Below are 22,406 nucleotides of genomic sequence, written 5' to 3' on the forward strand. Positions count from 1 at the left end.
CGAAGTGCGCTGCAACCTCTCATAAGTTCAGAACGTTTAGCGTACTGACCTCTTTTTATTGAGCACAAATTCACTCTTATTCTTTCTTTTCTTTCACATTGTTCTTATCTTATGTTTTGTTTATAGGTTTGTTCAGCGTTCTATGTATAAACAATTATATAAACAAACAAAAACCACCTCATTTAAAAATGAGGTTTATTTATTTAATATCAATTGGTTATGATTTAATTATGAATACACCTAATATATCCCAAGTTAAGGATTTTTTCCTCTCATTACAGGATGAAATCTGCAAACAACTTGAGCGACTTGATGGTCACTCCAATTTTATGGAAGAGTGCTGGCAGCGGGAAGAAGGCGGTGGTGGTCGCAGTCGCGTATTAAAGGCAGGCAACGTTTTTGAACAGGCTGGCGTGAATTTCTCCCATATCACTGGGGCTTCACTTCCTCCATCAGCAAGCGCCCACCGCCCTGAATTAGCGGGTCGTAGCTATCAAGCAATGGGCATTTCCCTTGTTATCCACCCACTCAATCCCTATATTCCGACTAGTCATGCCAATGTTCGCTTTTTTATTGCGGAAAAAGAAGGAGAAACACCAGTATGGTGGTTTGGCGGTGGTTTTGATCTCACTCCTTATTATGGCTTCAACGAAGATGCCATTCATTGGCATACCGTCGCCAAAACATTATGCCAACCTTTTGGCGACAATGTTTATCCTGAATATAAGAAATGGTGTGATGATTATTTCTTTATAAAACACCGTAATGAACCACGCGGAATTGGTGGATTATTTTATGACGATTTAAATACCCCTGATTTTGAAACTTGCTTTAACTTTACGCAAGCCGTCGGTAATGGTTTTTTGGCCGCGTATTTGCCTATTGTAGAAAGAAGGAAAAATATAAACTGGGGAGAACGTGAAAGAGAATTCCAATTATATCGCCGTGGCCGTTACGTTGAATTTAATTTAGTTTGGGACAGAGGAACATTATTTGGCCTGCAAAGTGGTGGACGCACTGAATCAATATTAATGTCCATGCCGCCATTAGTACGCTGGGAATATAATCATTCTCCTGAGCCAAACTCTCCAGAAGCTGAACTTTATACCTCCTTTCTAATAAAAAAAGATTGGGTATGATAATTAAAAACAGGAATATCGGATAACGCCTGTATTCCTGTTCTATATCAGACACTGATAATTTAATTTATTATTTTTCATTGGCAATACCCTGACATAAAAAATCAATATTTACCCTAGTGACTAACTCAATTATTATAGTTAGTATTCAAACGTGTCCAAAAAACACAAACACAACATCTAATAATAAAGGGGATAATCATGAACAATAATGAAATCAACAGATATAGCTTAATCCCTCCATTTGTTTTAGAACATATCTCTAACGATTGTGATGAGTGCTCTAATCAATATGTATTAAAAACATTAGATCATGTTCATCACTTAATGAATATCTCTATTGGAGAGGATCTCTTACAACAGGAAAATGAAGTAGAATTTGATGATAAATTAAATCGAACTATCTACGATGCAGAACATGAAGAGATATTTCCAGGTGATAAGGTAGCACGACGCGAAGGTATGCCTGAAAGTGAAGATGTTGCTGTCAATGAAGCCTATGAGTATCTCGGTAAGACCTATGAATTCTACAAAAAAGTTTTTGGCCGTAATTCACTCGATAACAAAGGAATCAAGCTAGTCGCAACTGTACATTATGGTCAAAACTACATGAATGCATTTTGGTCTAGAAAACAGATGGTTTTTGGCGATGGCGATAAAGATGGAAAATATTTCAATCGCTTCACCTCTGCTATTGATGTTATAGCACATGAATTAACGCATGGCGTGATTGAGAGTGAAGCAAGACTTTTTTATGCTTATCAATCGGGCGCGTTAAATGAATCCATCTCAGATGTGTTTGGCATTATGGTAAAACAGTATTTCGATAAACAAAAAGCCAGCGAATCCGATTGGCTTATTGGAAAAGGGCTACTTGGAACTAAGTTTAATCCAGACAATAAACCTGATGTTGCCTTACGTACATTTGTAAATCCGGGAACAGCTTTTTCCGGGGACAAGCAAGTTGGTCATATGGATCAATATAAAGAGCTACCGTTCACAAAGGACAATGGCGGGGTTCATATATATTCTGGTATTCCTAACAGAGCCTTTTATCTACTGGCAGTAGAACTAGGTGGTTATTCATGGGAACGTGCGGGTAAAATCTGGTATGAAACTTTACTCGATGAACGTTTATCTTCAGATGCCAATTTTGATGATTTTGCAGAATTAACCATTAAAAACGCTGAAAAATTGTTTGATAAAGAAGTTTCAGATATCGTGAATAATTGCTGGAGCAAAGTTGGGGTTATCATTCCAAAAAAATAATTAACACCAACATCAATATAATCGTTAATAAAATATCAATTATTCTTAAACAGAGTAAGCTTAAGATAATCCTATAATAAACAAGAAAGGGCTAAGGATAGCCCTTTCTTATTATTTATAGCTCAATACATTTTATATTTAGGCCGTATTTACATTAAAATATTGATTTTAATCAAAAATATAACAATATAATAAATTTACATTTCTACCAGTGACTAACACGATTATTTTAGCTAATATCTAAGTACCCTAAAGCAGACACACATAACAACACACAAACTGGCTAATATTATGCGTAATAGTAAAATAGACAAGTACAATATCATTCCTCCTTATCTACTGGAATATATTGCCAATAATTGTGATGAAAATGACAAGGAATGTGCGCTAAGGACGTTAGAACATGTTAATAGTTTAATGAAAGATTCAGCTAAAGAAGAAAAGGCTTCACAGCCGGAAGATAATTTATCAATTGATAAAAAAAAATAACTAAACTTGACAATTTACAATAATAAAAATCATCACATGTTAATAAATTGAATTAGTTTTGGCTGAAAAATGATAATAAAGTTTCATTTAGACAGTAATAATGAAATTATTTTATTACCTTATAAAGAACCAAAAAATCAATTCATAAGATAGTTAGATAAATTAACTAAACCAGTAATAATAAAGGGCTAAAAATAGCCCTTTATTTTATACATATTTATTTTAATATTTAGCGCTTTTTCAAATGCGCCATTAAACGTTTACGCTTACGAAGCTGTGTAGCCGTCAAGGTATTTTTCTTATCTGCATAAGGGTTAGCCCCTTCTTTAAACTGAATGCGAATAGGTGTTCCCATGACTTTTAAAGAGCGACGGAAGTAGTTCATCAAGTAACGTTTATAAGAATCAGGCAAATTTGTCACCTGATTGCCGTGGATCACCACGATAGGTGGGTTATATCCCCCTGCGTGGGCATATTTCATTTTGACCCTGCGTCCACGTATCATCGGCGGCTGATGATCTTCTTCTGCCATATGCATGATACGAGTCAGCATGGAAGTACTAACGCGATGGGTAGCACTTTCGTAAGCTTCCAGAATCGAGTCAAATAAGTTGCCAACCCCACTGCCATGCAGCGCAGAAATAAAGTGAACACGGGCAAAATCGACAAAGCCGAGACGCAAATCCAGCATATCCTTAACGTGATCTCTGTCTTCCTGGCTCATGCCGTCCCACTTGTTGACCGCAATAACCAGAGAGCGCCCACTATTGAGAATAAAACCGAGCAGAGAGAGATCCTGATCAGAAATCCCTTCACGGGCATCAACTATCAGCAAAACAACATTAGCATCTTCAATGGCCTGAAGTGTTTTGATAACAGAGAATTTCTCAACCGTTTCGGTTACTTTGCCACGTTTACGAACCCCTGCTGTATCAATCAGGATATATTCGCGGCCATCACGCTCCATTGGAATATAAATACTGTCTCGGGTGGTTCCCGGCATGTCATAAACAACGACTCGCTCTTCGCCCAGAATACGGTTGGTTAATGTGGATTTACCCACGTTTGGACGACCAACAATCGCCAATTTCAGCGGCAAAGTGGTAGGATCAAAAGCTGCCTCCTTCTCTTCCTCTTCAGCAGCTTCCAATTCAACCTGCTCTATCTCAGCCCAATAAGCTGCATTGGCTTCTTCTTCCGTTAATTCAACTTCTTCCGTTTTCTCTTTTTCAGAGAATGGCAACAACACATGCTCGATCAGTTGTGTCACACCACGGCCGTGGGAAGCGGCGATGGAATATATATCCCCCAACCCCAGTGAGTAGAATTCAGGGATAGCAGTATCAGTATCAATACCATCGGTTTTATTCGCTACCAAAAAGGTGGCTTTTTCACGGCTACGCAGATGTTTTGCAATCCCGTGATCGGCTGGCATCATTCCTGATCTGGCATCGACCATAAACAGGACGATATCCGCTTCTTCAATTGCCATCAGAGATTGCGCAGCCATATGCGTTTCTACGCCATCTTCCGTACCATCGATACCACCGGTATCAATGATGATGAATTCCTGCCCTTCAACCTCTGCCCGTCCATATTTACGATCACGGGTCAAACCAGGGAAATCCGCTACCAGCGCATCTCGAGTTCGGGTTAAACGGTTAAATAAGGTGGATTTTCCGACATTCGGGCGCCCAACCAGCGCAACAACAGGTATCATTTTTTTGATGCCTCATAACTAGATGTAAATCGATATCCTGCTGAAAGTGATCCACTCGAAGCTCCACTACAACAGATACTAAAAAGACGAAACGGCTCCTGTTACTGTCAGCACAGGAGCCGTGTTATTCCGTGTTGCGTTAAAACACGTGATGAAATTAGCGGGTATACAGGTAAACCTTACCATCCTTCGCCTGTACCATCAGCTTATCTCCGGCAACAACCGGGCGACTCAACAAGCCAGAACCATCAACTTTATGCTGAGCCACAAATTTACCATCAGCCATATTCAACCAATGCAGATAACCTTCAGCATCACCAACAACCAGATAGCCATTGTACATTTCCGGTGCTGTCAGGTTACGGTGCAATAAATCGCTTTGCGTCCACAGTGTTACCCCGTCACTTTTACGCAGGGACAGAATACGGTCGTTTTGGTCAACAATGAAAATATGGTCATCCGTCACAACCATCTCATTCACAGAACCGATATCACGTTTCCAGATAAGCTGGCCGGAACGCATATCCATTGCCACCAAATTGCCATTATAAGCAATAGCATAAATAATATTATTAGAAATGACCGGAGTCATATCAACATCATTCAGGCGGCCGATTTCAGTTGAACCTGTCATCTGAGCAATACGCTGCTGCCAAATCAATTGCCCTTGTGACATCAGAACCGCACTAATACGGCCATTATCACCACCGACAATCGCAGCGCCATAGGCTACGGCTGGAGCAGATTCACCACGGACTGACAATGAAGGTGTATCCATATTGACTGACCAGACTGCGGAACCATTGGTTTCATTCAATGCCTGCAACAGACCGTTACCCGTGTGGATTAACACAAGGCCATCACTCACCACGGGACGTGATAACGCTTCACCCGCAACACTTGATTCCCACTCAACTTTACCGTTAGTGGTATCCAGTGCGATGACTTTTGCCTGTTCTGTACCGACATACAGGCGCTCACCTGATACGGTCAAACCACCAGAAAGCAATGCAGGCAAGCGGGATGACAGAAAGCCTGCTTTTTCCGACAGGTCTGTGGCCCACAGCTCTTTACCCGTATCTACCTCAAATGCTTTAACGACACCGGTGCGATCAGCAACATAAACCGTTGAACCCTGCCAAACAGGTGACAAGTGAGAATAATATTGCCCAACACCGCTTCCGACTGATTTATCCCAAATTACACGGGGATTGAATTGATTTTCAACCTTCGGTAGCGGTGACATTGCTAGCGTATCCTGTTCGCTTGAACAACCAGCCAACAGAACAGAAGCAACCAGCCCAACCAAGAGTGTTTTTCGCAGTTGCATTAAAGTTAGCTCCCTTAGCTGGATAGATTATTAAGTTTAATTTGAATACTACTTTTCAAAGGCTGTGGGCCATCGGCTTCCAGCCCCCTGGAATAAGCTGCACGCGCACCCGCAATATCCCTTTTTTTCGTCAGAATATCACCACGAATGTTCTCAACGGCTACCAGCCAACCTTTCCCCTTGACCTGTTCCAGCGTTTTCAGTGCAGCATCCGTTTTATCTTCTGCGAATTGAACTCGAGCCAGACGAATATTGGATAAAGCCTGCATATCCTCGTCCTTAGCTTTGCCAGCGGCGGCCAGCAAGCGCTTTTCTGCCTGAGCCAAATCATTCTGTTCAACAGCACGCTTTGCCAAATCCACATCGGCCATGACACCATAGATATTATTCGTTTCATTAGCGAATTTTTCTGTGGCAACAATGCTTTCTTTCGAGCCCGATTCCAGCAATTTATTCAATTTCTCAAACGTCGCCGCAGTATCCTGCAACTGGTTTGTCTGATGAGACTGCCAGTAATGCCAGCCAGCCAGCGCCCCAATGCCCAGCACCAAGCCAACAGCAAGATATTTACCGTTGTTGGCAAAAAAACGCTTTATCACATCAATTTGTTCAGTTTCAGTGGTATAGACTTCCACAGAGTCTCTCCTTAGCCTAACAGTTCGCTCAAACGTGCTGCAATCGCTTGTTGTGACAACGTTTCTTGTTCACCATTACGTAAATCTTTCACAGTGATATTACCTGCACGAATTTCATCTTCTCCGAGGATCAGGGCAACTTTGGCACCATGCTTATCTGCACGCCCCAACTGTTTCTTGAAGTTGCCGCCACCATGATTGGTCATCAAGCGTAATTCAGGCAATTCATCACGGATCTGCTCCGCCAGAATCAATGCCGCCTGCTGGCTACCTTCACCAAAGGAAGAGAGATAAACATCCGCAACAGCCAGATCTGCAACGAACTCAGGATTGACTTCCTGAACTAACAGAACCATACGTTCCATTCCCATTGCAAAACCTACTGCTGGTGTAGATTTCCCACCCAATTGCTCAACCAGGCCATCGTAACGACCGCCCGCACAAACTGTTCCCTGTGCACCCAATGCAGAAGTTACCCATTCAAAGACAGTACGATTGTAATAATCAAGGCCACGAACCAAACGCTGGTTGAGGTGATACTTGATACCTGCACTATCTAGAATCCGGCACAACCCATCAAAATGTTCTTTTGATTCGGTATCAAGATAGTCAAACAGTGCCGGCGCATCGTTAAGAAGCGCCTGAATTTCAGGATTTTTGGAATCCAGTACACGCAGCGGGTTAGTATACATACGGCGCTGACAGTCTTCGTCCAGCTTCTCTTTATGCTGTTCAAGGAACGCCACCAAAGCTTCACGGTAATTCGCACGGGCGTCCAGTGAACCAATGGAGTTTAATTCAAGTGTAACGTGTTCAGCGATGCCCAGTTCACGCCACCAGCGAGCAGTCATTAAAATCATTTCAGCGTCAATATCCGGCCCTTGCAGGCCAAAAACTTCAGCACCCAACTGATGGAATTGACGGTAGCGGCCTTTTTGTGGGCGTTCATAGCGGAACATTGGCCCAATGTACCACAAGCGCTGTTCCTGATTGTACAGCAGACCATGCTGAATACCAGCGCGGACACAACCTGCGGTATTCTCTGGGCGCAGGGTCAGGCTTTCCCCATTGCGGTCGTCAAATGTGTACATTTCTTTTTCGACCACATCGGTGACTTCGCCAATTGCGCGTTTAAATAACGGGGTCTGCTCTACAATCGGTGTCCTGATTTCATTGAAACCGTAACCTGCCAGCACACGCTTAATCGTAGATTCAACACGTTGCCAGATGGCGGTTTCAGCAGGAAGGCAATCGTTCATGCCACGAATAGCTGGGATATTTTTTGCCACGTTTTATCTCTTATTAATATTTCTACAATAGCGTCGATTATAAAAGCGAAAGCTCGCGAGGTTCAATCAGCAATCAGAAACAATACTGGCTCATGATAGCATGAGCCAGTATCAGGTATATTATTCATCAAGCTGATTGATGTTAATCCGATTACTGGCATCAAGGATCGTGGCCTTGGCACGGATCTTCGCTTCAAGTTGATCAATCAAATTATTGTTGTCAAAACGCTCTTTCTGACGGATGCCATCTTCATAAAAACCGCTTTTATTTTTCGCACCAGTCACGCCGATTGTTGAAACTTCAGCTTCCCCGGGACCATTCACGACACAGCCAATAATGGAGACATCCATCGGTGTAATCAAGTCCTCAAGGCGCTGTTCAAGCGCATTCACGGTGCCGATAACGTCAAATTCCTGACGGGAGCAAGTCGGACAGGCAATAAAATTGATCCCCCTCGAGCGGATGCGTAATGACTTAAGGATATCAAAACCGACTTTAACTTCTTCCACCGGATCAGCCGCCAGCGAAATACGTAATGTATCACCAATCCCTTCAGACAACAGAAGACCCAAACCAATTGAGGATTTCACCGCACCTGCGCGAGCGCCCCCCGCTTCGGTAATACCCAAATGCAATGGTTGATCGATTTTCTGTGCCAGCAAACGGTAAGCGCCGACAGCCAGAAAGACATCTGACGCCTTAACGCTCACCTTGAATTGATGAAAATTCAAGCTATCAAGTATATCAACATGCCGCATCGCCGACTCAACCAAGGCTTCTGGTGTTGGTTCTCCGTACTTTTCCTGTATATCCTTTTCCAACGATCCACCATTGACCCCAATACGAATGGGAATATTGTAGTGACGAGCGCAATCCACAACCTGACGGATGCGTTCTTCATTGCCAATATTGCCGGGGTTAATACGCAGGCAGTCAACGCCATATTCTGCGACTTTCAATGCGATACGGTAATCGAAATGAATATCAGCAACGAGAGGAATATTGACCTGCTGTTTGATGGATTTGAACGCTTCCGCAGCGTCCATGGTTGGAACAGAAACACGGACGATATCAACACCTACACGCCCCAGCGATTTAATCTGCCTGACTGTCGCTTCTACGTCATTTGTCCGTGTGTTCGTCATTGATTGCACCGCAATAGGTGCGCCATCGCCAATGGGCACATTACCGACATAAATACGTGTGGATTTACGTCTTTTTATCGGTGATTCATTATGCATTTTTACATTACTCCCCTACATCCCTGTATTTTGTTTATAAAAATTACAACTATGCTGTGGTGAATAATACACACAGGCGAACTTGAATTTCTATTCAATATTCGCCTATAAATGTTCGCCAATTTGCCAAAATAGTTAATTATTTTCTGGCAGTTTCAGTTGGGCAATACGGTTCACCTTGACAAAACGAGTCATGTCCACGGTTTTTCCCTGAAACTGGATATCAACCGCCGCAGGTGCGCCAATTTTCAGCTTATAAGGCAAGGCACCTGAAAGTTTCAGACTGCTGCCTTTATCTTTTGTGCCCATGAACAAAGTCTTACCATTGGCATCCGTGATCTGTAACCAGCATCTTGCCTTAAAATTCATCACCAGTTCATCACTGTTAACCGCACTGATATTATTCACATCAGCCGATGACGTATTCACAGCAGAATTTGGTGCTGTATTAGCTGTCGCTGGTACTGAATTTACAACCGATTGATTGTCCGGCGATGAAGCATTGCTGTTTGCTGCCGGATTTGCTAACGCTGAAGAGGTTTCTTCCTGAGCGGCAGCGACTGAGTTATCATCTTTAGCATGGTCAGATAGTTGACCTAGATCTGTTGTTGGAGTGCCCAAGTCACTTTCATCTCCTTGCGCCTGAGCGTTATAAGCATCAGATTGTGTTGTCATTGAAGCTAAGTCTTTTTGCTGCGCGGTGTAATTCTGCCACCACCACCACCCAGTCATCCCCAGCAGCACAATGAGCACGCCCCACGTTATTTTCATCAACCAACCATCACGTTTTTTCCGCTTTTTTCCTGACGAAAAGCTTTGCATCGGGGAAACTTTGCCAGCCTTAGCGGGCATTTGTTTATTTAATGTGCTTAAAATATCGGATTCAGGGACTTGGACAAGTTTCGCATAAGCCCGAATATATCCACGTAAGAATGTCAGGGCGATATTTGACTGCGTATTATCTTCTTCAATATCACGAACAGTGGACAGTTTGAGACACAAACGATCTGCCACAGTTTGCTGAGAAAGCTCAAGTTTTTCACGAGCCTGGCGCAGAATCTGACCCGTTGTCAGATTGGCTTCTTCTGGGTAAGTTTCAGTCTTCATTAGCTAAGGGCACTGGTACTGTTCAGGTTAAAGTATTTACGCAAATTAATTTGATAGAACATCCAACTTAATTTGTGCAGCGAAATCATTTCATACTGCGTCGAACGCAGAAAATCATTTATCACAAGTGTAGTGGCTTGTGTTGTTTCCCGTGACCAATTTTTTAGCCTCTTCATCCCGCTTTTGTTCACAGAGAAAAGCAGCATAATGACGTATTACAGTATCATTTCCTGCCGCATACTGCATGGCCATTCTATAATGCTGATCGGCAGCTTTGGGTTGACCTGAATAATATTCATACAGTGCCATACCCAAATGCGCTTCTGGATGGCGAGGTTTCGCCAGCAAAACCTTTTGAAAATGATATTTGGCAGCCGATAAATTTCGCTCCGCTAAATAGGCTTTCCCTAGCTGTAATCGAGTATCTATTGCAACGACCTGATAACCGTGACGCGGGGAACGTTCCGCACAACCCGTGATCAGGCCAAAACAAACTATAGACCAAATTATTGATTTCCGTATCATATCATTTTCATTTATAAGGTTATGTTAAACTTCGCCAGATTTTTAACCATTAATCGCGATTAAACAAACAAATTAGACTGTTTTTACCTGAATTGGTTCACCTGCCAGACGTTTTTTCAATGTCCGTTTTGTTCTATCAATGACATCACCAGCAAGCTGCCCACATGCGGCATCAATATCATCCCCTCGCGTTTTACGCACAATAGTCGTAAAACCGTGTCCCATCAGGACTTTCGAAAAACGGTCAATCCGGCTGTTGGAGCTACGCCCATAAGGTGCTCCGGGGAACGGGTTCCATGGGATCAAGTTGATTTTGCTTGGTGTATCTTTCAGGCATTCCGCCAATTGATGTGCCTGTTCCACGCTGTCATTGACGTGATCAAGCATCACATATTCCACCGTAACCCGCCCTTGATTGGCATTGGATTTTGCCAAATAGCGACGCACTCCCGCCAAAAATTCTTCAATATTGTACTTGCGGTTAATCGGCACGATTTCGTCACGAACGTCGTCGGTAGGTGCATGCAGGGAAATTGCCAATGCAACATCAATCATATCGCCCAATTTGTCCAATGCAGGCACTACGCCAGATGTTGACAACGTCACGCGGCGTTTTGACAACCCAAAGCCGAAATCATCCATCATGATTTCCATGGCCGGCACGACATTGTTTAAGTTAAGCAATGGCTCTCCCATCCCCATCATGACGACATTGGTGATTGGGCGGCGACCACTGGATTTCAGCGAGCCAATGATTTTAGCAGCACGCCAGACTTGACCAATAATTTCAGAAACCCGCAGGTTACGGTTAAATCCCTGCTGGGCAGTGGAACAGAATTTACACTCTAAAGCACATCCGACCTGAGATGAAACACACAATGTCGCGCGCTCATCCTCTGGGATATAAACCGTTTCAACCTGTTGATCACCAACAGTAATTGCCCATTTAATGGTGCCATCCGCAGAACGCTGTTCTTCTGCCACTTCAGGTGCCTTGATTTCTGCCACCTGCTGCAATTTCGTCCTGAGCACTTTATTGATATCGGTCATCTGCTCAAAGTCGTCATAGCAATAGTGGTACATCCATTTCATAACCTGATCGGCACGAAACGGTTTTTCTCCCATATCGATAAAAAATTGACGCATTTGTTTACGATTAAGATCAAGCAGATTGATTTTGCCGTTTTTCTTTTCAGGAGTGACAGATACAGCGGCGGTTGAAGGTTGTACGGTTTCGTTAAGTTGGGACATTTTTACATCGCCTCGTTGTTACACTTTCGGCTCTGTGCTGATTTAATTTCAGCACTAAGTTTTGATTCGGTGACGACCAATTCAATAACCACTATATGCAGTGATAATTGAGTATTGAGATAAAATAATAAACGCCCCACTAAGTCAAATCAGTGAGGCGCGACATTGTACAAACTTTACTGTTCAGATGCTACGAGTAACTGAATATCAGTGGCGGGGGAAGATTTCATCATCACTGAAAAAATAAGCAATCTCACGGTTTGCAGATTCAATGGAGTCTGAACCGTGAACCGCATTTTCAGTAAAGCTATCTGCATAATCCGCACGCAGAGTACCTGCCAGTGCATTGTCCGGGTTGGTAGCGCCCATCAGGTCACGATGGCGCTGAACCGCATTTTCACCTTCCAGAACCTGTACCACGATTGGGCCAGAAGTCATAAATTCTACCAGACCATCAAAGAAAGGACGGCCTTTGTGCTCAGCGTAAAAACCTTCCGCCTGCTCACGTGTTAAATGCAGCATTTTGGCTGCGATGATTTTAAACCCTGCGCTTTCAAAACGGGCATAGATGGAACCGATAGCATCTTTCTTCACAGCATTAGGCTTAATAATAGAAAAAGTACGTTCAATCGTCATTAGATAACCTCTTTGGCACTTTCAGCGATGATTCATTTTAATTTTTTATTCTCCCTTGACTAAAACAGGGAGACGAAATTTATCCTGTACCTGACAGGAATAAAAATAGGCGTTGATTATAGGAGGAGACTTTCTGCTTGCCTACAAAAAACATAACATTTTGTTAAAACTTTCTTAGCGAAAATTATCATTTTTTAGCATAAATCACATTTTTACTATGCAGACACTTTAAGACAAAGCGAGTTAAGCTGTTTTTGACACCAATCCAGAACATTGGATATCACTTATCTCTCTGTCAATTCGCGCCATCCTGCCCGATTAATTCTATAAAATAATGCCTATTCAGGCGATGAAATCCCAAATAGGCATTCTGATCAAGATCATTGATTCGGCGTTTTAATGCAGTTCCAATTACAGAACAGTCTCTGTTACGCATTGAATAAAAGGTTTAATCTCTTCATTTCTTTTCTTATCCAATGGCTTTTTACTTCCACTAGAGAGTTTAAATTCTCCTTTGAACTGCTTATTGACCTCTTTTGTTGTCTTATCGGATGTGCCAATAATGCTAATGGTATATTTATGTCCTTCAGGCAATAGGTGTGTACATTTTCTCAACGCCCCTTGATTACCTGATTGTTTATTCTCCATTTTATTATCACCACCTTTGGCTGATGTATCTGCAAAAGAAACAGGAATATAAAATAGCCCCAGCAATAAAACATATGAAAAAATTTTCATCTTTTTTCCTCACGATTTAAATTAATAGAACCACCGACATGATTTACTGATTAATCATCTTTGGATTCCAATATATCCCCAGGCTGACAATCTAAATATTGGCAGATGGCATCAAGAGTAGAAAATCGAATCCCTTTAATTTTTCCCGTTTTCAGCAAAGAAAGGTTTTGTTCAGTAATACCAATGGCCTGTGCTAATTCTTTAGATTTAACCTTTCGTTTTGCCATGAGCACATCTAGAGTAATATAAATTGCCACAATATCTCCTATATAATGCTCTTATTTTCGTCATATATATCACATGCTTGATAAAGAATACGCGAAATGACAGCCAGGCAAACCGAAATAAAAATAGCAACAAGATGGCTAGGGCTTAGACTGAATGAGAAAAAGTGCTGACCCGCTGGCGCTCCCATAGTGAACCAAACAGTTAATAAAGGTTCAAAAAGAATATCTAACATAGCCCAGATGATGACCCCCCAACCTGCATATTCCAAATATTTCACCGTATTCTTGGAAAAATAATCACCCTTCCGATAATTGCCGAATAACTGATGAAAAGCCCAGAGGCTCCCCCCCAAAAACAATAATGGGATTGTCGATATAAATATTCCACTGGTCAGTTTCCACGGGCTAAGAGTATTCTCACTAAAATGCAATAATATTCTATTTGTCAACGAAAATCCTAACCCATATTTCTCTAATATTAACTTTGGCTCCAGCCAGCTATAAATATTAATTATTATCAATATGATGATAATCAATAATGATAATTTAGATATCATCAGACTGAGAGCCGTCATTCTTGTAAGTTTTGAAGAGTGCATCATGTTTATGATCCATTATTAAGCGTGATCAAATTATAGCTTTAAATTATCGTAAAACAATAATTTTTTATTGTTTTACGATAAAAATAAAATATTGAGATGTAAAGGATATGTTTAACACCTTGTTTTAAAAACAAAATATGCCTTTAATCAAGGTCACAAACACACCATCAATCACTTAAAAACAAAATTGATTGCGCTGATCTGCCCACTCAAATCTAAAACACTAAGCTGGTATTTCCCTGGTTGTGATAAGGTTTTTACCCACGACTGGTTATTTTTTGTCACAGAAACTTGTTCACCATTCAAAAACCACCACTGCTGACCGCTACCCCCCTGCGTTGTTATCCGTAAATCCAGCGTATTTTTGCCCGGAATGCGTTTCAGAATATCCCCTTCGCGAATTCCCACAATGAGTAAAGGAGCCTCATCCGTTTTCAAAGGAGGGCATTGGGGATTAATCGGTGGCAACCGATTCGACCGACGTTCTTTTGCCGGTAGCCATGCTTCCAGAGTAATCGGCCACAAAGCTATGGTTTCAGGCCGGGCATCAGGACAATCAGAAGCAACACGTAGACCATTTTTATCTATCCATATCCGTTCGTTAATACCCGAAGTCCCTTCCTGCCCAATGGCAGACAGCGTTGGCGGGATTGTATTATCCAAAATCCAGCTTAAGCGACGCTGACGGCAATTGCCGACGTCTTTAGCTATTATTTCTTTGGTCAGCATTGTTCCGCTCGGCCAGCAAATGGTCGCCTGACTGACACTTATCGGCCGCGGATCAACAGGAATACGCTGTGAGCTATAACGTAAATTTTCCATTAACAGCCCGTTGATCTGGTTCATAATGGGGATCGCCGTAGCATAACCAAATTGCCCTACCACGGGTGTGCCATCTGGCCTGCCGACCCACACGCCTATGGTGTAACGGGCATTCAGGCCAATCGCCCATGCATCGCGATAACCGTAACTCGTACCTGTTTTCCACGCCAAAGGGACTTCGGCAGACAGGCTATCATCAGGTTTTGGACGTCCTTCACCTGCCATGATCCTCCTGACAATCCAAGCTGCCCCTGCGGAGAATAATTGTCTGTCACGAATTTTCTGCTGTGGTGTAAAGCGCAACGGCGAAACTTTCCCCTGACGGGCGAAAGCGCTGTATACAGATACCAGTTCATCCATCCGAGCCGCGGTTCCTCCCAAAATAAGCGATAAGTTCGGCTCACTACCAAGCGGGAAACGCAGTACCATTCCCACATTACGCAAATTAGCGGTGAACCGTTTAGCACCATAAGATTCGAGAAGTTGTACCGCTGGCAAATTCAGCGACCGCGTCAGCGCTTCACTGGCACTGACAGGCCCATTAAAACCACTGTCAAAATTTCCCGGACGGTAATCATTAAAACGGCGGGGAACATCCTGCAATAAGGATTCCCCGTGAATCAATCCATCATCCAGCGCCATGGCATATAAAAAAGGTTTGAGCGTGGAGCCCGGTGAACGCCATGCGCTTATCATATCCACATGCCCAAAACGACTGTCATCCTGAAGATCTACCGAACCAATATAGGCCTTGACGGCCATATCCGTATGATCAACAACCAACACCCCAATCGATGTTTTGTCCGCCAGTTGGTATTTCCAATTGAGAACCATATCCTCCAGTTGGCGCTGTAAGCCTGTATCAATGGTTGTCTGGATCACTTCCTGCGGGTTTCCGTTTGCCACTCGCCTTGCCAGTAAAGGCGCAAGGTGAGGAACCTGACGAGGAGCCAGCCATACATTTTCTTCTTTGATATCAGCGACGTTTTCCGCTGACCAGACATTGTATTGCTTCAGTCGCTGTAATACTTTGTCTCGAGCGGCCTGCGCACGTTCTGGGTAGCGATCTGGCCTTAAGCGACTGGGAGCTTGTGGTAATACCGCCAATAATGCCGATTCACCCGGCGAAAGTTCTGACGGCGGCTTGCCCAAATACGCCCAGCTTGCTGCTCCAACACCCTGCAACGTACCACCGAATGGCGCACGGTTCAGGTACATCTCCAAAATTTGATCTTTTGAGTAATGCCATTCAAGTTGCAACGTGCGCCAAATCTGCCTGAATTTTCCTGTAAAGTTGCGCGGATGTGGATCAATCAATCGAGCCACTTGCATGGAGATTGTGCTGCCCCCCGACACAATTTTTCCTGCGCGGATGTCCTGCCATGCCGCCCTCAGCAAAGAAACAGGATTGATGCCCGGATGTTTGTAAAACCAGCGATCTTCGTAGGTCAGCAATGCCTGAATATATTCAGGAGAAACCTGTTCCAAAGTGACAGGATAACGCCAGATCCCCTCATTGTCGGCAAAACGCCACAGTGGCGAGCCATCTTCTCCCACCACAACACGCGCCATTTTGACATTATGCAGTGGCAGCGGCCAGATTTTATCTGCCAGCCACACTGCCGCAAAGAGTGTGAATAAAATAACCAACGCAATCAGATAAATGCGGGAAGACAATCTTCTCATTAAAACCGTATCCGAAAGAGAACAGCCCCTGTCACCAAGGATAGGGGCTGGCAGTGATTAGCGGACAACTTCCAGTTTTTCGTTTGTTTCACCCACGGAACGCCAGTGAGGAACATACATGGATTCGACCTGTGGTGCGGGCACCTGATAGACACCCGGCGCAACCGCACGAGCAAGATACAACAGTGTCACGGTCTGGTGAGGCTGGACAGCAACAGCAGCGACAAAACGATCATCGCGATATTCCATGTGACGGATATTCGCCTGTTGCATGCCTTCGACAATATCCTGCAATCCCGTAGCACTTTCGCTCAAGCTAGCACTGCTACTTGCCAGATTCTGATTCTCAATTTCCAACCCAGCCGGCAGCAGATCCACAACTAATGCATCCGGCACTGACTGTGTCGCATCAACCTCAAGTTTCACAACCACCATTTCACCACTTCTCATGCGCTCGGTAGGGAAATAGTGCCCCTCCAAGTCAAGGTAAGTACGCTTAATTTTCAAAACATTTGAGGAAGGTTCCGGGGTGGTCAATGGATATCCCACCACATTCAGACGCGAATACAATGTGCTGTCACCACGATTACTGATATCGATGCCTTCCAGGATCTGTTTCGCTGTCAATGTTTCAGTCAATGCACTATCACGGTTAAGGGGTGGCATTTGTTGATTGATCGCTGCCTTCCAAGATTGTTCAGAAGCGTCAATAAAGTAACGTCCTGCCAGATAAAGCGAATTACTTTCCTGTGTCGAGAAGTAATGGCGAGTTGGCAATTCATTGGATAAGTCGAGCAGCTTTTCATCACGCTCTTTCTGCAACATTTTGTTCTCCGTCAGTAGAGAAACAATCAATGCATTATCACGAATTGTGCTGCCATAATCACCTAATCCATAGCCAGATTGGCGTGCCTTATTAACCCCTAAACGAACAGCCTCATTACTACGGGTATTATCCCCCATCATTTTCAGTGCAATGCCCAACTGAACCAGAGATAAACCATTTCCTGCCTGTTGATGGCGTTCATAAAGCTGCCTCAGACCGCTCAACGGCGCTTTTTGCTGACTTGCCAAGACCAAACCTGCATAGGCCTGCACAGAAAATTGTGTTTCGATGCGGGAACCACTGTAACGATCAGTAATGACACTTTTATCCTGTAAGTAGCGCAGCAGGCGACTATTGGCCGACTTCAGGGCATCAGCAGGAACGCTGTAACCTTGTTGAGTTGCGCGGAACAGGAAATCTGTCGCATAGGCGGTCAACCAAAACTCTTCATCGCCATTACGGTTCCAGAGAGAGAAAGCACCATCATGACGCTGCATACTCAGCAGATGGATAATACCTGCATCAATGGCAGACCGACGTTTTTCATCAGTTTGCGTATTAATGCCCACTTTTTTCAGCTCAGCTTCATTGGAATAGAGTGATGGATAAAGCCCGCTTACTGTTTGCTCCAAACAGCCATAGGGATAAGCATACAATTCGCGGATATAACGTGCGATTTGCAGTGGCGGCCGACTGGTCAGCAATAATTGCCCCTCCAGAGTATCGAGTACCAGGCCAGCAGTGGCGGTCTGCGGTAATTGCCAGTTTTGCCCTTGGTGAATCACATCTGCAAACTGAATGGTCTTGGCCGGGTGCGCCGGACGAACGCCAATTTTCCAGCTATTTTGGTACTGTTTCAGCTTTTCATCGGGCAAGTTCAATCCATCGACAGTCAGGAAAACTTCTCCTTGTCCAAATCCATAATCAGCCTTGACCGGAATTTGAATGGTGGTTCGCTTTCCTGTCTCCAGAATGATTTTTTTGCTTATCGGGTCTTGTAATTTGATCAGTCCTTTCGCCTCGAAATTCACGGTAAGAACCTGCTGCTGTTCGGTCAGATTGGTAAGATCCAGCGCCAATTGGGATTGATCGCCACCTGCCATGAAGCGAGGCAATGACATCTGAGTAATAACGGGAGCAGCCACGATGATTTTGCGTTCACTGTGACCAAACTCCTCACCACCCCACGCCTGAACCATCAGTCTGAGTTCACCGTTGAAATCAGGAATAGGTAAGGTTATTTCCCCTTCCCCATTAGCATCCAGAATAATTGGTTTAGCCTGTTCTGCGATGATTTTTACTTCCGTCAGCGGCTTTTTACCGCCTCTATCGAGTGCATTTTCATCACCATCTCCCCCAAAACGCAAATTCGCCTTACGCCCTTCGGCTTCAATCAGATGACCATAAACATCATACTGATCAACGCTGTAACGCTTACGCCCAAAGAAAGCGTCATAAGGGTCGGGGGTTTTAAAGTCAGTAATGCTCAGAACGCCAGAATCTACGGCAGAAAGCAGGACATAAACTTGTTTAGGCAGTTTTTTCCCCTGCTGAGAAGTCGCTTTAATTTTAACGGTGAGATCCTGATTTGGACGCATCTTATCAGGGGCATTCAAGGTCAGATTCAGTTTGCGCCCTTCATCCATAAGCGGCAAATGTAATACCCCAATCGCCCGTTTCGGCGTGGCCTGACGGGATTTATCCCCTGGACGCACAATAACAGCAGTCAGATACAAATCATGACGGGCCCATTCCTGCTTGATCGGCACATCAATATCCAGACCTTTTTCCGGTACATCAATTTCCTGCCACCACAGTGGGCCATCACTGGATTCCACCAGCAAGTAACCTTTACCTTCCTGTGGCGCAACCATGTGCAATTTCACTTTATCACCCGGTTTATACGCGGGTTTATCTAATGACATCTTGACCTGATCCGGACGAATGGCGCCTGTACCTCCGGTATTATCCTGCCATGAATAACCTGCCCAGAAATTCAGGCTGGTAACAAGCTGATTTTTTGGATTCACCACTTCAATGCGATAAGAACCCCACTCAACAGGGAAACTGATTTTGGCTGTGCCATTTTCCGCAATTTGAATAGTGTCATCAGCCATGACTAAATCTTTCTGGTCATACCCTGAATCCCAGCCAGTACTGTCTGACCAACGCCAATAATAATCCCGGCGCTCATATATCAGACGGGTTCTTAAATCGTTCGTGGCATATTTTTTACCACTGGCATCCGCATAAACCACTTCAAACTCTGCCAGTGAATTTTCATCGACGTTATAGCGGTTTTCATCACGTCCTGTTCGGTAGTTGTAAATAGATTTTTTATTGAAAAGTGGGCGTACACCAGCCAGTTTTTCGGCTGGCCACACCGCCTGTTCAGCACGACGCGTCACCGGACGTCCACCGGATTCAAGCAGACTGGCCTGAACGATAACTTTCACGGGGGATGTCACCTGTTTCCATTCATCCTCACTGACTGAAAGATTGGCCTTTCCTTCGGCATTCAGTGTGAAATCAAATTCGTCCAATGTTCGGCTCAAACCCTCTTCTTTTGAAGAGCCAAATTCATATCCCGGTAATTTTGCCACTGCATCACGGGCAGGACGCAGGAACAGTTGCCCTTGCAGGCGATTATCAGCAGCAGGCGCGCCATATAAGTAACGACCTGTTATAGCGAAATTAACATTTTCACTCTTCAGAATTGACTGATTATTAGATGCACCTTTAATTTCCAACGCCATGCGTTCCGGCATGAAATCTTCGACGTGGAATTTGTAATAACGCGGGGTGTTATCACCTAAATCGAATCGCAGTGACCATATCCCCGTTTCAGCCTCGCGGGGGATCGGGTAACGGTATTGGTACAGTTCATTTTCAGGTTGCCAGACAAAACTACGAACAACCTGATTATCCGCTTTCAATATATCAACCTTGACGGGTTGTGGCTTAAGCGGACGGCCATCCGCATCACGCAGTAAGCCATTGACAATCAACATTTCTCCGGGACGGTAAAGATCCCTTGGGCCAAATACAAAGAATTGCTTGCTATAACCCTGTGGGCCGCCGATATCAAATTCAGACAGATCAAGCGCAGGAGATGTCAGGTCTATCATGCTGGTTAGCCCACCCTGGATCGCCAGCAATAATTTTGCCTTAGCATTTTTTTCCAGTGTGGCATGCCCATCACTATCTGTCGTGGCTTTTGACAGGAGTTGCCCCTTTGCATCCAGCAGACGAATTTCAACACCTTTCAGACTGGAACCTTGTTCCAATGACTGAGTGAATACGTCTACCCTATTCAGATAGCTGTGCATCGAAACACCAATGTCACTCAGGGTAAACAGAGTGCTCGGATTACTATAGGTATATTTTCCTGCCTGCTGCATGACTGCCAGATAAACACCTTCTCTTTGCAGCTCTTTGATGTCACTTAATGGCAGCAATAATTTTTCACGAGTATTAGCAGTAGGGTTAAGGTCGAAGCGGCCAGTGTAGACTAACTCGGTATTTTTCAGTAATTCGTTAGAATTCCAGTAATTCATGTTGTTGCTATATTGCCAATCAGCAATGAATAACGGCAGAGCCTCATCTTTTATACGAAAAAAGTTTACATCTACACGGTCAACATTGAGCGCCAGAACAGGCAGGCCTTCTGCTGCTTTGCTTGGCAAAAGCAGCCCTTTGCTGGCGAAACCAACAGTTGGTGTAATTGGAGCAGTCTTGAATTTTTTCTCATATGCTGTTGCCAATTGGCGTTCATTTATGCCCTTCACGCCTTCGTCCACGGTTAGCTGCAATTCACGGGCAGGCGGTAAATGACGGAGTCTAAGCTCCATCTGGTTATTGGACAGTTCCCATGCCCCCTCTAATTTCCCCGATTTCACATCAACCAGATGTATTTTCTGTGAAAAGTCTTGATTAGGGTCTAAAGGAACGGAAAATGTCACAACCATCGCACTGGCACCATCCAATTGCAGATCTGATGCATCCAGGATCGTGACGTCTTTACCCGCATAGCGCTGTGCTGACGATGGGGGTTCCTGTTTTTTTGCCGTGGCTTGTTTATTCTCGGGCGATGTAGCTGCCGATTTTGCATGACTATTGGCAGTATCACTACTCTTAGACAATGATGCCTGTCGTTCTTCTGTGTTTTCTTTCGCAGGATTTTCGGATTGATCGCATCCAGACAGCGCGAATAGCGTAAATAACATGGTAAGCATGACCGCGAGATATCGCTTTTTCCTTGCCGACCATTGCCAAAATTGACGTTGAGACATAACCATAACCCTTGTAGTTTACCGGATATTTAGAAATATTATTTTTTATAGATAGTTATTATGATACTTCCTATTTTGCATAACCAAAGCGCAGAAAAAATAACGGAATTTTCATCTAGAACAAAATTCTTCCTGCATTTATTCCCGATTAACAACAGGAATGGTATCACGCAGCCAGCTTCCTAATTTTCGCTGGTAGAAAGGCTGAGTATGCTGAATCAGATAATGGCTAATGCCCCTTTCGTTTTCATTGAGCAGGCAAAAATCTACCGATTCATCTTCCGTAAGGTATTCACAGGCCACTTCCCCTGCCTCTTGAATGAGCACATTGATATCATTGTCTGTCTGTGCGTCACTCAATTCCAATCCAATTAATAGATTGGGTTTCTCATCCAGACTTTTGTCGTGAGCCATGACCAGAAAAGCCCGCCGCACAGGTTTGTGCTGCTTAAATAAACCACTCAAGGCGTCAATAAGCTGGCTTGGTTGTTCCTCTGGCTGGCTGAGGGTAATGCGACTTCCACTGGGAACCTCCATTTCGGTGGCAACAGACCCATTTGACAAACTCATGAAAATCTCCG

Annotated in this window: 18 protein-coding genes; 3 read left to right on the forward strand and 15 right to left on the reverse strand. The window is 43.9% G+C overall.

Going from position 1 to position 22,406, the window contains the following annotated elements; all coding sequences use genetic code 11:
- The first annotated feature begins 230 nt into the window (after positions 1–230).
- From hemF to PSI22_RS11100, 3 genes are all read left to right on the forward strand, one after another.
- Entirely contained in the window at positions 231–1,139 is a 909-nt protein-coding gene (hemF, locus tag PSI22_RS11090; RefSeq protein ID WP_273579792.1) for an oxygen-dependent coproporphyrinogen oxidase, read from the forward strand.
- A 201-nt stretch (positions 1,140–1,340) separates the two neighbouring features.
- Positions 1,341–2,408, forward strand: a complete 1,068-nt coding sequence (locus PSI22_RS11095; protein WP_273579793.1) for a M4 family metallopeptidase — start codon at positions 1,341–1,343, stop codon at positions 2,406–2,408.
- Positions 2,409–2,699: 291 nt separating this feature from the next.
- Positions 2,700–2,897, forward strand: a complete 198-nt coding sequence (locus PSI22_RS11100; protein ID WP_273579794.1) for a protealysin propeptide domain-containing protein — start codon at positions 2,700–2,702, stop codon at positions 2,895–2,897.
- Between the two features lie 229 nt (positions 2,898–3,126).
- On the opposite strand, the gene der is transcribed toward PSI22_RS11100, so the two are convergent.
- From der to PSI22_RS11175, 15 genes are all read right to left on the reverse strand, one after another.
- On the reverse strand, positions 3,127–4,617 hold the full coding sequence (der, locus tag PSI22_RS11105; protein ID WP_273579795.1) for a ribosome biogenesis GTPase Der: 1,491 nt from the start codon (positions 4,615–4,617) through the stop codon (positions 3,127–3,129).
- 157 nt (positions 4,618–4,774) lie between these two features.
- Positions 4,775–5,947 carry an outer membrane protein assembly factor BamB gene (bamB, locus tag PSI22_RS11110; RefSeq protein ID WP_038208412.1) on the reverse strand — a complete coding sequence of 391 codons (1,173 nt, stop codon included), beginning with the start codon at positions 5,945–5,947 and terminating at the stop codon, positions 4,775–4,777.
- A 14-nt stretch (positions 5,948–5,961) separates the two neighbouring features.
- Positions 5,962–6,582, reverse strand: coding sequence for a YfgM family protein (locus PSI22_RS11115; RefSeq protein ID WP_273579796.1), 621 nt, complete (start codon positions 6,580–6,582; stop codon positions 5,962–5,964).
- Between the two features lie 11 nt (positions 6,583–6,593).
- On the reverse strand, positions 6,594–7,871 hold the full coding sequence (hisS, locus tag PSI22_RS11120; protein WP_273579797.1) for a histidine--tRNA ligase: 1,278 nt from the start codon (positions 7,869–7,871) through the stop codon (positions 6,594–6,596).
- 120 nt (positions 7,872–7,991) lie between these two features.
- Positions 7,992–9,113 (reverse strand): flavodoxin-dependent (E)-4-hydroxy-3-methylbut-2-enyl-diphosphate synthase, encoded by a 1,122-nt coding sequence (gene ispG / locus PSI22_RS11125; RefSeq protein ID WP_273579798.1) that lies wholly within the window; start codon positions 9,111–9,113, stop codon positions 7,992–7,994.
- Between the two features lie 135 nt (positions 9,114–9,248).
- The gene (gene rodZ, locus PSI22_RS11130) at positions 9,249–10,220 is read right to left on the reverse strand and encodes a cytoskeleton protein RodZ (protein WP_273579799.1); all 972 of its coding nucleotides are present in this window, start codon (positions 10,218–10,220) and stop codon (positions 9,249–9,251) included.
- A gap of 114 nt (positions 10,221–10,334) precedes the next feature.
- The gene (locus tag PSI22_RS11135; RefSeq protein ID WP_273579800.1) at positions 10,335–10,745 is read right to left on the reverse strand and encodes a tetratricopeptide repeat protein; all 411 of its coding nucleotides are present in this window, start codon (positions 10,743–10,745) and stop codon (positions 10,335–10,337) included.
- Between the two features lie 72 nt (positions 10,746–10,817).
- Positions 10,818–11,996 (reverse strand): dual-specificity RNA methyltransferase RlmN, encoded by a 1,179-nt coding sequence (rlmN, locus tag PSI22_RS11140; RefSeq protein ID WP_273579801.1) that lies wholly within the window; start codon positions 11,994–11,996, stop codon positions 10,818–10,820.
- 207 nt (positions 11,997–12,203) lie between these two features.
- Positions 12,204–12,632: a nucleoside-diphosphate kinase gene (gene ndk, locus PSI22_RS11145; protein ID WP_273579802.1), complete on the reverse strand. Its 429-nt coding sequence runs from the start codon at positions 12,630–12,632 to the stop codon at positions 12,204–12,206.
- Positions 12,633–13,043: 411 nt separating this feature from the next.
- Complete coding sequence (locus PSI22_RS11150; RefSeq protein ID WP_273579803.1) at positions 13,044–13,370, reverse strand: hypothetical protein; 327 nt, start codon at positions 13,368–13,370, stop codon at positions 13,044–13,046.
- A gap of 50 nt (positions 13,371–13,420) precedes the next feature.
- Positions 13,421–13,627 (reverse strand): helix-turn-helix domain-containing protein, encoded by a 207-nt coding sequence (locus PSI22_RS11155; RefSeq protein ID WP_012989405.1) that lies wholly within the window; start codon positions 13,625–13,627, stop codon positions 13,421–13,423.
- 8 nt (positions 13,628–13,635) lie between these two features.
- Positions 13,636–14,199 carry a DUF2975 domain-containing protein gene (locus tag PSI22_RS11160; protein ID WP_273579804.1) on the reverse strand — a complete coding sequence of 188 codons (564 nt, stop codon included), beginning with the start codon at positions 14,197–14,199 and terminating at the stop codon, positions 13,636–13,638.
- Positions 14,200–14,370: 171 nt separating this feature from the next.
- Positions 14,371–16,707 carry a peptidoglycan glycosyltransferase PbpC gene (pbpC, locus tag PSI22_RS11165; protein WP_273579805.1) on the reverse strand — a complete coding sequence of 779 codons (2,337 nt, stop codon included), beginning with the start codon at positions 16,705–16,707 and terminating at the stop codon, positions 14,371–14,373.
- A gap of 57 nt (positions 16,708–16,764) precedes the next feature.
- Positions 16,765–21,825 (reverse strand): alpha-2-macroglobulin family protein, encoded by a 5,061-nt coding sequence (locus PSI22_RS11170; protein ID WP_273579806.1) that lies wholly within the window; start codon positions 21,823–21,825, stop codon positions 16,765–16,767.
- Positions 21,826–21,963: 138 nt separating this feature from the next.
- The gene (locus tag PSI22_RS11175) at positions 21,964–22,395 is read right to left on the reverse strand and encodes an enhanced serine sensitivity protein SseB C-terminal domain-containing protein (protein ID WP_273579807.1); all 432 of its coding nucleotides are present in this window, start codon (positions 22,393–22,395) and stop codon (positions 21,964–21,966) included.
- Positions 22,396–22,406 lie beyond the last annotated feature (11 nt).

This window comes from Xenorhabdus aichiensis (genome assembly GCF_028598775.1).
Lineage (GTDB): Bacteria > Pseudomonadota > Gammaproteobacteria > Enterobacterales > Enterobacteriaceae > Xenorhabdus > Xenorhabdus bovienii.